The following is an 11498-nucleotide window of genomic DNA, read 5'->3' as shown; positions in this document are numbered from 1 at the left end:
TCAACTTTTGCTGATGTTGCCTACCTTCTCTCTGGATAAAGCCTTTTCAAATTGTTCGATGAGGATTGGAACAATCTCAAAGGCATCACCGACAATTCCATAATGGCAGGACTGAAAAATCGGAGCTTCCTTATCCTTATTAATGGCAATGATTAAACCGGAATTTTTCATTCCTACGATATGCTGAATCGCACCCGAGATTCCAATCGCAAAATAAATTTTTGGCGTGACCGTCACTCCGGTTTGTCCTACCTGATGAGCATGATCAATCCATCCTGCTTCTACCACATCCCTGCTGGCACCAACCGCCCCTCCAAGAGTCTCCGCCAATTGGTGAATTAACTGAAATCCCTCTAAACTTCCCATACCTTTTCCACCGGCAACAATGATGTCGGCCTCGTCGATTCTTACCTTCTTAACAGTTTCCTTTACAATTTCCAAGACCTTTGTCCGAATATCTTCTTCTTTTAAGGAGATCGTTTCTTCCACAAGCTTGCCTGTTCTCCCTGATTGAGGCTCAAGCGCCTTCATCACTTTTGCCCGCACCGTCGCCATTTGCGGCCGATATTTTTTACATAAAATCGTTGCCATAATATTTCCGCCAAAAGCCGGCCTGCTTGCGAGCAGGAGTCCTGTTTCTTCCTCAACATCCAGCTCTGTCGTATCTGCCGTTAATCCTGTCGGCAGGTCGGTTGCCACCGCGCTTGCCAGGTCTTTACCCGTTGAAGTCGCCCCGAATAGAATTATTTCCGGTTTATGTTTATCCGTGCAATCCAACAGTGCCTTCATATAAGATTCGGTACGGTAATGTTTGAATATCGACTGATCATATACATACACTGTGTCTGCTCCGTATTCAAAAACGGTCTTCGTTAAATCCTTAACATGTTCCCCGATTAAAATGCCGGCCAATTCCACTCCTCGTTTATCAGCAAGCTTTCTTCCCGCAGCCAGCAGCTCAAGGGAAACGTGCGCAACCGCTCCATCCTTATGTTCGATGAATACCCAAACACCTTTGTAATCCTGGAAATCCAACTACATTCCCTCCTTCATTTCAAACAGTTCTTTCTTTTCAAGTACAACAGAAAGCAACTGCTCCACTTGTTCCCTCGGGTTCCCTTCAAGGAACGTTCCTCCTGCCGGTTTTGGCGGAGCCCATACTTTGGAGACAATCGTTGGCGATCCCTTCAAACCAAGCTGTTTTATATCCACATCCTCCAAGTCATCAACAGACCAGATATGCGGTTGATACCTGGCAGCTTTAATCATGTTGGGAAACGGTGAATATGGCACTTCATTGATTGTTTTTTCAACAGAAAACAAACACGGCAATGTGGAGCGAACGACCTCATAACCGTCCTCCAGCTTCCGATGGACAATAGCATATCCTTCGTCTTGATTGATTTCTTCTACCTTGTTCACAGAAGTCAGAGGCGGAATATCAAGCCTTCTTGCAATACCGGGTCCGACTTGCCCTGTATCACCGTCAATGGACATCTTTCCGCAAATGATCAAATCGACAGGCTTATGTTTTGCGATCTTTTCAATTGCCTTTGTCACGGCATAACTCGTTGCCAATGTATCCGCCCCCGCAAATCGGCGGTCGGTAATCAAATAGCCCTCATCAGCACCAATTTCAATGCATTTTTTAATCGCATTGACCGCTGGAGGAGGCCCCATCGTAACAACAGATACAATCCCGCCATATCGTTCCTTTAAACGAACCGCCTCCTCTACAGCATGGGCATCATACGGATTCAATATCGCAGGCGCCGTCCTCCGGTCCATCGTGTTTGTCTTTGGATTCATTTTAATAATTTTGGTGTCAGGCACCTGCTTAATACAGGCCACAATATGCAGCATTTAAACCCTCCTTTTAAAAATGGACATGGTTTCAATTTTCTCAGTATAAAACTCACAGACTCTTGTCCGGCTAAAAAGCCTTTTAAGCCCGTTTATATTCACTTTATTAAAGGAGACCGGCTGGCATTCACTTTTCTGACAAATAATTTGCAAATAAAAAAAGACAGCGTTTTTAAGTGCTGTCTTACTAAAAAAGAACGAATATGCTTTTGTCTTTGTACAAAAAGAATTGCTTGGAATCCATAATATAACTTGGTTGGCGGGACTGCGTGGGAATCGAACCCACCAGACCTGGCCGGAGGTCTCAAGCAGTTTTGAAGAGGGTACCGTCTCCAGTTTGGAGACAAGTACCCTTTTCACTTCAATCCTTAAAATTCTCTGTTGTCTAAGTTCCTATTTGTTTGATTCAACGAAGTGACCGTAGTATTGTATGGATCATTTGATCTGGTGGTTACATCTGTATCGTTTTGGTTCAAACTTGTATCCACTCCTAGTCCTTTACCTAGACGATTTTGTCGGCGTTCCACCACAACAAGGAATTTACCTTCTTTTACATAGCCTTCGTAACGGTCCGCTTCATCTTCAGGAATTCCTAATCCAATTAAAACTCCTGCCAAGCCACCTACACCTGCTCCTGCCGCCGCACCAGTCAGGGTAGCAGCTATTGGCCCAGCCGCTACAATAGGTCCGATACCTGGTATAGCAAGGGCACCTACGCCTGCAAGCAATCCTAATATTCCACCAAGTGCCCCACCTGTTGCAGCTCCAGTAATGGCACTTTTTTCAGTTGTCGTACCAGTAGTATCATTAATGTCTTTAACAACGTCTTTGTCTTTCCCGATAACTGAAATATCTTCGGAAGCATAACCCTGTCGTTTTAAATCTTCTACCGCCTGAATAACCGCTTGTTCAGTATCATAAACTCCCACCAAATGCTTTTCATGTTCGTACATTGAAATTCCTCCTATGATTGGTTGTCCTTATTTTAGCTACCCGCCCGGAGGAGGAATGAAACATTCATTTTTTCATCGATTTGGTAATTTCAATATTTTTCAAACAGGACCGTTTTTATCTGTTAGGTATTATAGGTACACACCCTTATTTCTCAAGGCATTCTGGATAAGTTAGTCTTTTGGTGTCAGGCACAAGTAAATTTCCCAGCGTAACTCTCCAAAAAAAGAGCAGATACATTTATAGTAGCTGCCAAATGATTGGGGGATTAGTTTGCAATTAAAGATGAAAAAGCGATTGAAATTAAGCCACAGGTATAACGAATTCCTCGCACATAATCACCTACATTCAGCCCTTCTTCAGAGCATCTTTTATTAATTTTTTCCGTACGTCTTTTTCTAGCCAAATAATGCCTTGATTAACTTTTGAAAATGTCAATTCTTTTAGGCTGTGCCTTTCTTCTATTGCACGTTTAATCGTTTCCTCATGAGTTACTGTATTCCAACGGCTCCTTAATCGGCCTAAAGCTTGTACAACTTCATGTCCCATAAATATTGGAAGTAAGTTTTCTTTTGGTGGAATCGTGTATTGAGTTGAACGTTGTTCCGCAACATTAAGATTATTTACGTTCACTCGCTTTATCTCCTAACCTTTTTTGGCATAACTTTTTTTTGCATAAAAATAACCTCCGATAAATAATTATTTGGAGGTTAAAGGAAACGTGCTCTACAATCTCACCAACAGCCCCTCTACAGTCTTGTCAGTCAATAGGATTGAGCCTGTGAAGGAATATGTAAAAACTTTAATCAAAGAAAAACTGTTTAAACCCTTGTTATAATTGTCTTTTTGGCGGGACTGCGTGGGAATCGAACCCACCAGACCTGGCACGCAGGTCTCATGCAGTTTTGAAGACTGTGGAGGACACCAGTACCCCATCCAGCCCCATGAAACGTAATTTAACTTAACCCTATTGGATAGATATTGCAATCCCTATATTACAATGGAAAATAGTATAAATCAATAGAAACGCATGCATTGTCTATAATCCGACAATTTTTTCAAAAGTATTCTATTAAAGACCTTTACTTGTCTTTTCCCCTGCAAACAGACTATAATAATAAGATGAAATAATTGTGTTTTGTAGGTGAATACAGATGCAGCAGCTGCATGGTTGGTTTTTATGGTTTATTCTTTTTTGGGTTGTACTTCTAGCTGGGTCCATGGGGATTGGCGGCTATTTTATGTTCCGAAAGTTCTTAAAGAAAATGCCAAAAGAAGATGGGAAATCTGTCATGGATTGGGAAGAGTATTATGTTAATGAATCCCGGCACCTATGGGGACAGAATGAAAAAGATCTTCTTGAGGATTTAGTCAGCCCTGTTCCTGAACTTTTTCGCGATGTGGCCAGACATAAAATTGCCGGAAAAATTGGCGAGCTTGCTCTTAAAGAGAATGTCTCAAAAATTACGGAAGAGCTGGTTATCCGAGGTTATATACAAGCAACCCCAAAACGAGATCATAAATTTTTACGTAAAAAGCTATTTGAAAATAAGATTGATGTCACTCCGTATGAGCACTTATTTTAAACCGTCCTTCTTCTTGGACGGTTTTTTGTCTACTATATGTTTATGATATCAAATTTGAAACAATAAAATTAATAAACACCTTCCACTCTTAATTTCTCTGGTTTTTGTTCATTGACTTCCTCTATGGACACTTCCTGAATTAAATTTTGCCAATTTGTGTTCATTGAACCTCTCTACGAACACTTCTTGACCGAAATTTTGCTGATTCGTGTTCATTGAACCTCTCTACGAACACTTCTTGACTGAAATTTTGCTGATTCGTGTTCATTGAACCTCTCTATGAACACTTCCCACCTAAAATTTTGACGATTCGTGTTAATTGAACCTCTCTATGAACACTTCCCACCTAAAGTTTTGCCGATTCATGTTCATTGAACCTTTCTATGAACACTTCCAACCGGAAATTTTACCAAATCATGTTCATTGAGCTTCTCTATGGACACTTTCTAACTATAATATCGACATTTCGTGTTCATTGGGCCTCTCAATATACACTTACAAACCAAAACTTCTCCCGTTCGTGTTCATTGGCCCCTCTTCGAACACATCCGCCAAAATATGCACAAAAAAACACCGATCACAAATGATCAGTGTTTCTTATTTTATACAAGCTTTATCCCATGAAGCTCTTTATACAATTTCATATATGAACGGTACATTGCAAATCGCCATGGAACAATCATGCTGAAGGCGAGCAGGAAGAACATTCCGCTTAGCTGACCGAAATCGATGGTACTGCTTAAGATTGTTTTCATTACAAGGCGGACAACCAATAATCCAACTAAAATGAAAATGAACGCCTTTGACCTCTTTAAATAGATGTCATTGTCGCGAATTTCAAATTTAGAGGTTTTGATCAGCAGGATTGAAAACAACATGCCTACTACGACTGCCTCAAGAATTTCCATGTGTGTCAGCCTAAATTGCGGTACAATATACATAAGCGCCCCGCTTGACATAAAGACTGGCGGTAATAAGATCTTTTTTCCACTTGTTGGCTTCTTCGCCGCCTTCATTCGAACGAACAGAGCAAAAATACCCATTAATACTGCACCTATTGAAGAAACAACAACATAGTTCATGGCCTCATTCTTCCCTTATCAACATATTTACGTTACCCATTATACTTTAAAAGCAGAGAAAATGAGAAAGAATTTTACTCAATTCTATTCCCAAATTTACATCAATGAAGGAATCAGATACAAAAAAAGGAAAAACCATTTAAGCTTATTGTTAAATGGTCCCTAATTCGTATGATAGGATTACAGCTTAAAACCCAGTGAAATCCCCAAACAGCGTTTGAAAAATAGCAATAATTTTTGTCATCCAGTCAAAGAATAACACAATCCCCATAACAATCATAATGTAGCCGCCAATCTTCATGATTTTCACGCTGTGCTTCTTAATCCATTTCAGCCGTCCGATAAAGAATGATAAAATCAGGAATGGAACGGCAAAGCCTAAAACATAGGCAATCATGTACATCATACCGGAGCCCGGGTTTGTTGCGGCAAGCGAAAGAACGACTGATAAGATTGGTCCCGTACAAGGTGTCCACCCAGCGGAAAACGCCATCCCAATCAGTACTGAGCCGATGTAACCTGAAGGCCGGTTTTTAAATTCGAAGCGGCGGTCCTTCATCATAAAGTCCGGCTTAAACACCCCGACAATCACTAAACCAAAGAATACAATAAAAATCCCGCCAAGCTGACGAATTAGGTCTTTATATTCTGTGAAAAAGCTGCCAATAAAGGATGTTGCGAATCCCATAGCAATAAAAATAGCAGAAAAACCTATTAGGAAAAATATTGTATGGAGCAAACTACGTTTTTGCAGTAAAGCATTGTCATTTTGCAATTCGGCAACAGACATCCCCGTTATGTATGATAAAAACGCTGGATATAGGGGTAAACAACAAGGAGAGATAAAGCTTAAAAAACCTGCTCCTAATGCTAAAAATATATTTACATCAGACATATTAACACTCCTACCATAGTCGATACCCTTTCATTCTAACAAAACTTTCAAGTTAATGATATTGAATAAACTTGAATATTTTGTGTCCAATATAAACATCTTGAATTAAGATAAATTTCCCACAAAGACCTTTGAAAAAATTTACATCTTAGGTTATACTAGTAAAATAACGTTAAAAGTCAATTTATGTCTATCTACATCAAAGTTTTGGAATCTATCCGGAAAGGACATTGGCCGTGCTCAAAACAGAATTAGTTGCCCTAATTGAAAAAAAACGCGCTGAATTAATTAAAGCTGCTAATGCAAACGGCTTAACCTCCTCCGTCGCCATTCGCTGTAGTCAAGAGTTAGACCAATTAATAAATGAATATAATCGACAATATATTAAAAAGGTCCCCTCTACATCCTATTAGTAGGCGGACAAGTTCAGAACGAATAATTAATATTTTGAATGCTAAAAGCCTGGAAAACTCCAGGCTTTTTCTTTTAATTGACAACATCCTCCACGTGTTCAACTGCCCCGTTCTGAAGGAGAAACATTTTATGATATAATCCCCCTAATGCCAACAATTCCTGATGTGTCCCCCGCTCGACAATCTCACCCTTATGCAATACTAGAATTAATTCTGCATCTTGGATTGTGGATAATCGGTGAGCAATGGCGATTGTTGTTCTGCCCTTACGCATTTTAGCGAGCGCCGTTTGAATTGCTTCCTCCGTCTCAGTATCAATATTTGCGGTTGCCTCATCAAGAACCAAAATTTTAGGATTAGCAGCGATTGTCCTTGCGAAAGCAATCAATTGACGCTGGCCGCTTGAAAAAGTAGAACCGCGTTCGACGACCTTATGGTCATAACCCTCATCAAGGCGTTCAATAAAGGTATGGGCTTGAACAAATCTTGCCGCTTCCTCCACTCCCTCATCTGTCATTTCGCTGTTATGGAGGCGGATATTATCTTTTACCTTCCCAAAGAACAAGAACGGATCTTGTAACACTAGGCCCATTTTGTTTCTCAATTCCTCTTTAGAGAATTCGCGAATTGACTTCCCATCAATGAGGATATCACCTCGTTCATATTCATAAAAACGCATCATTAAATTGATGATCGAGCTCTTTCCGCTGCCGGTATGGCCCACAAGTGCGACCGTTTCACCAGGATGCGCTGTAAACGAAATATTTTTCAGTACATCCCGCTTCCCGTCATAGGAAAAGCTTAAGTTCTTAAATTCAATTTTTCCCTCTACAATTGATTGAGGCTGGTCTTCATTTTGGGATGGGGCAAGCTCCTGTTCATCCAGTAATTTGAACACCCGGGAGCCGGCCACGATTGCCTGCTGATATAAAGAAAGCCTCATCATCATTTGGTTGACCGGTTCAAAAAAACGATCTAAATAATTGATAAACGCATAAATGACACCGATTTGGATGGAATGATTTAAAGATGTTATCCCAAAATAGCTTAGAACAATGATTAACGCCAAAATATAGATCAGGTCAATTGCAGGTCTTAACAGCAGCCCATCGATTTTGATATTTTTCATTCCAGCATTATAATGCTTCTCATTAATCTCCCCAAACTCCTTGCGCAGGCGTTTTTCCTGGCGAAACACTTGAATGATTGACATCCCTTGGAGCGATTCGCTTAGCTTCGCATTCAGTTGGCTGAGTCTTTCACGCATATCAAGATAAAATTTGGAGCTCAATTTTCGATATAACACCATGACAAAGATTAAAATGGGAATGATCACGACACAAAACAATGCCAATTTGACGTTTAAAATAAACATGGTAATAAAGATGCCTGTTAGTAAGAACCCACTTTGAATAAATGTTGAAATAACCGTCACAAACATATCTTTGATTGCTTCCGTATCATTCGTTACCCGTGATACGATGCTGCCCGCAGGTGTTTTATCGAAATATCTTAATCCAAGTGCCTGTACCTTAGAGAAAACATCGATCCTTAGCTGCTGAATAATAAATAAGGCAATCTCTTGAAACTTTACTAACTGAAAAAATAATAAAATGGATTTAATTATTTGAATTCCCATATAGGTGGAACCGAGAAGCAGCAATGGCTTAAATTCAAGTCTACCTGGCTGCAAGTAATCATCAATAAAAATTTTAACCAAGATCGGCAGGATAATGTCGCCGACTGTTGTTAATAACAGAAGCAGGAAAGCCCAGCTGATTATTTTTTTATGCGGCTTCGTATAAGAAAGCAGACGAAATAAAACCTTTCTCTGTTCACGACCTGAGAGCTCTATTTTTTCTTCCATATTACTGTCCTCCAAGCTCAACGAGTTCTTCAAGCTGCTGGTGTAAATACATATTTCGGTACCATCCTTCTATATTCATCAGCTCATCATGCGTACCTCTTTCGGTAATTCTGCCGTCCTCTAGAACGAGAATTTGGCTCGCATGCTGAATGGCGCTTAGACGATGTGACGTAATGATTGTTGTTTTTCCTTCGCGGTTCTGTTTTAACGAAGAGAGGATGGCCTCTTCTGTTTTGGCGTCAACCGCTGACAACGAGTCATCAAGAATTAACACTTCCGGATTCATAAGGAGAGCCCGGGCAATGGATATTCTTTGTTTTTGACCGCCTGATAACGAGACCCCGCGCTCGCCGACTACCGTTTTATAACCATCTGTGAATTGAAGGATATCCTCGTGAATATTGGCTAATCTTGCCGCATGTTCAATCTCCTCTGTTTCAGCATGGGGCTTCGTAAACGCAATATTTTCTGCAACATTGGCGGAGAATAAGAAGTGATCCTGCGGAACATAACCTATAGCTTCTCGCAATTTATTCAGCTTATAATCCGTTAACCTCGCAGCGCCAAACAAAATTTCCCCTTGGTAGCCTTCAAATTCTCTTATTAATAGTTTTAAGAGAGTGGTTTTTCCAGAACCGGTTTTGCCGACTATTCCAAGTGTTTCCCCTCTATTAAGGGTAAAATGAATATCCTTTAAGATTGGCCGCGATTCTCCCGGGTAAGTAAATTCAGCCAGCCTATATTCGATATCACCGCACGGAACAATCTCCAAAGCATTTTCTTTATCTTGGATTTCTACTTTTTCCTGTAGAAGCGCTGAAACACGGTCATATGAAGCCCTGCCGCGTTCGACAATATTAAATAACCAGCCAAAGGCCAGCATTGGCCAAATTAATAATCCTAGATATGTAGTAAATGAGATTAATTGCCCGATTGTCAGTTCTCCGTTTAGGACATATTTCCCACCAAATACTATCGCACAGAAAAACGAAATCCCCGTAATAATCGATATCGTTGGATCATATAGAGAATCAATTTTCGCCACAACCATATTTTTTTGTACCACATCTTCCGACTGTTTCCGAAAGTCCTCGATATCTTCCTTTTCCTGTCCAAACGTTTTAATAACCTTAATTCCCATGATACTTTCCTGGGTTTTGTCATTCAGTGAAGAAAACGCTTCCTGTGCTTTGTAAAAGCTTTTATGCAGCATCGTCCCAAACCAATTCGTTAATAGTGCCATAAAAGGCATCGGAATCAAACAAATTAATGTGAGCTTCCAGCTGATTGTAAAGGCCATGGCGATGACCACAAAGCCCCCTGTAGATAACGAGTCAACAAAAGTTAAAACTCCTGCCCCGGCCGTTTGCTGAATGGCCGACAAATCGTTTGTGGCATGAGCCATTAAATCACCGATACGGCTCTTTTGATAAAAGGCCGGTGACATATTGGTAAAATGGTGATATAACCGATTTCTTAAAATCTTGCTTAGCTTTACCGCTGATCCGAAAATCATAATTCTCCAATAATATCTCAAGACGTACATCACAAGCCCGACTACAACCAGCACCGCCATCCATTCAAATAGCAGCCCTTTTGTCATGGTTCCTTCGTTTATATGGTCAGCTATTAAGCCAATTACTTTTGGCGGGACCAGCTGCAGCATGGCGACAAGCAGCAATAGAAAAACACCTGTAATATACGACTTTTTCTCCTGTTTAAAAAACCAGCCCAATTGTAAGAATACTTTCATTTAACCGCCCCCGAAAACAATTGAAGTACTAAAAAGTTAAAAATGATTAAACTATTTAGCATTTCGAAGATTTATTTTATCAAATATTTGTAAAATAATAAAGATTAAGACACAACTTTTTCCAAAGAAAAAAGCACCCATATAAAATGAGTGCTTGTCCGTTTTATTTCATTTGCTTGTTCATGGCTTGCATCATTTGGTTGATCTTCTTTTGAGAAGGCTTCATACCCATTTGCATCATCATTGTTTTTAACATTTGTTCATTAATCGGTGGATTTTTCTTCAAATAGCTCATCATATATTTACGAGCGATGAAAAATCCTAGTGCTACACCAGCGACTAATGCCAGTATACCAACTAGAATGTAATATCCCATTCAACTTCCTCCTTCATGTTGTCTACCATACTACAGTGTACTAAATAAAACGGAATTAGACAATATTTCATTGAAATTAGACAAATTTTCTTTCTTTAATTGGCTTCAACCAGCCAAACCGTTCGTGCTCCAGGTCAACTGCTAAAAAGGAGGATTCGCATTTTCTAAGGACTTCAAAAAAAGCAGTCTCTGCTTCATAACTCCCCTGGGCCTCTATTGTGATAAAATCTTGAAAAACTTCCAATTTAGCTCTGCTTATTTTTCCACTTAATTCTATCGTATATGCACCACGTTCTGCTTTAAATCCTTTGATTCTTCCCAGCTGTTTTTGAATCAGCTGATGGATTTTTAACACCTCTAGTTTTTTAGATATATAGTCAATTTGTTTTTTAGTAATAAATTTCAGCTCGCCATTTGCATCCTGATGTTCTAAAAATAATTGAAAAAACAATCGTTCTCGTCCGAAGTAATGAGCGGCAAATTCATCTTCTATTAAATAAAGCAGATATTTTCTCACATAGACCTCTCCTTCGCAGACAACTCTTTGTTCCATTATAAAAAGGATGTCACGAAACGTTTGTCTTAAGGTGGCGAAAACTTTCACTAATTTTGTCGAAAAGGAAATTTAACTCCTATATTTACTTAAATTTGCAAATTATCTGAAATTTATCAAGGGATTTATGTTCAAAAAAAGAGAGTACGGAGTAAAATC

At 39.7% G+C, this 11498-nt stretch carries 12 protein-coding genes and 1 tRNA gene; 2 read left to right on the top strand and 11 right to left on the bottom strand.

Features of this window, described 5'->3' with window-relative positions:
- The 5 genes from A6749_RS22225 to A6749_RS28165 form a co-directional block, all read right to left on the bottom strand.
- Positions 1-1035: an electron transfer flavoprotein subunit alpha/FixB family protein gene (locus A6749_RS22225; protein ID WP_066396778.1), complete on the bottom strand. Its 1035-nt coding sequence runs from the start codon at positions 1033-1035 to the stop codon at positions 1-3.
- Positions 1036-1863: an electron transfer flavoprotein subunit beta/FixA family protein gene (locus A6749_RS22220; protein WP_066396775.1), complete on the bottom strand. Its 828-nt coding sequence runs from the start codon at positions 1861-1863 to the stop codon at positions 1036-1038. It lies immediately after the preceding gene.
- A gap of 368 nt (positions 1864-2231) precedes the next feature.
- Positions 2232-2816 carry a general stress protein gene (locus A6749_RS22215; protein WP_066396769.1) on the bottom strand — a complete coding sequence of 195 codons (585 nt, stop codon included), beginning with the start codon at positions 2814-2816 and terminating at the stop codon, positions 2232-2234.
- Positions 2817-3162: 346 nt separating this feature from the next.
- Complete coding sequence (locus tag A6749_RS22210) at positions 3163-3447, bottom strand: hypothetical protein (protein ID WP_066396764.1); 285 nt, start codon at positions 3445-3447, stop codon at positions 3163-3165.
- Between the two features lie 214 nt (positions 3448-3661).
- A tRNA-Sec gene (locus A6749_RS28165) sits at positions 3662-3758 on the bottom strand.
- A gap of 210 nt (positions 3759-3968) precedes the next feature.
- Between A6749_RS28165 and A6749_RS22205 the strand changes: the two genes are divergently transcribed.
- Positions 3969-4400, top strand: coding sequence for a DUF2621 domain-containing protein (locus A6749_RS22205; protein ID WP_066396760.1), 432 nt, complete (start codon positions 3969-3971; stop codon positions 4398-4400).
- 602 nt (positions 4401-5002) lie between these two features.
- On the opposite strand, the gene A6749_RS22200 is transcribed toward A6749_RS22205, so the two are convergent.
- The gene (locus tag A6749_RS22200; RefSeq protein ID WP_066396751.1) at positions 5003-5482 is read right to left on the bottom strand and encodes a CcdC family protein; all 480 of its coding nucleotides are present in this window, start codon (positions 5480-5482) and stop codon (positions 5003-5005) included.
- Positions 5483-5669: 187 nt separating this feature from the next.
- Positions 5670-6377, bottom strand: a complete 708-nt coding sequence (locus tag A6749_RS22195) for a cytochrome c biogenesis CcdA family protein (protein ID WP_066396748.1) — start codon at positions 6375-6377, stop codon at positions 5670-5672.
- 236 nt (positions 6378-6613) lie between these two features.
- Between A6749_RS22195 and A6749_RS22190 the strand changes: the two genes are divergently transcribed.
- The gene (locus tag A6749_RS22190) at positions 6614-6790 is read left to right on the top strand and encodes an aspartyl-phosphate phosphatase Spo0E family protein (protein ID WP_066401088.1); all 177 of its coding nucleotides are present in this window, start codon (positions 6614-6616) and stop codon (positions 6788-6790) included.
- Between the two features lie 73 nt (positions 6791-6863).
- Here A6749_RS22190 and A6749_RS22185 read toward each other — a convergent pair whose 3' ends face one another.
- From A6749_RS22185 to sirA, 4 genes are all read right to left on the bottom strand, one after another.
- A complete protein-coding gene (locus tag A6749_RS22185) occupies positions 6864-8657 on the bottom strand; it encodes an ABC transporter ATP-binding protein (RefSeq protein WP_066396741.1) in 1794 nt (597 codons plus the stop codon).
- 1 nt (position 8658) lies between these two features.
- Positions 8659-10410 carry an ABC transporter transmembrane domain-containing protein gene (locus A6749_RS22180; RefSeq protein ID WP_066396738.1) on the bottom strand — a complete coding sequence of 584 codons (1752 nt, stop codon included), beginning with the start codon at positions 10408-10410 and terminating at the stop codon, positions 8659-8661.
- A 163-nt stretch (positions 10411-10573) separates the two neighbouring features.
- The gene (locus tag A6749_RS22175; protein ID WP_066396735.1) at positions 10574-10786 is read right to left on the bottom strand and encodes a YneF family protein; all 213 of its coding nucleotides are present in this window, start codon (positions 10784-10786) and stop codon (positions 10574-10576) included.
- A gap of 76 nt (positions 10787-10862) precedes the next feature.
- Positions 10863-11303 carry a sporulation inhibitor of replication protein SirA gene (gene sirA / locus A6749_RS22170; RefSeq protein ID WP_066396734.1) on the bottom strand — a complete coding sequence of 147 codons (441 nt, stop codon included), beginning with the start codon at positions 11301-11303 and terminating at the stop codon, positions 10863-10865.
- Between the last annotated feature and the right edge of the window lie 195 nt (positions 11304-11498).

The organism is Neobacillus mesonae (genome assembly GCF_001636315.1).
GTDB lineage: Bacteria > Bacillota > Bacilli > Bacillales > Cytobacillaceae > Neobacillus > Neobacillus mesonae.
The sequence above is the reverse complement of the archived record's forward strand: the minus strand, read 5'-3'. Positions and strand labels throughout refer to the sequence as shown.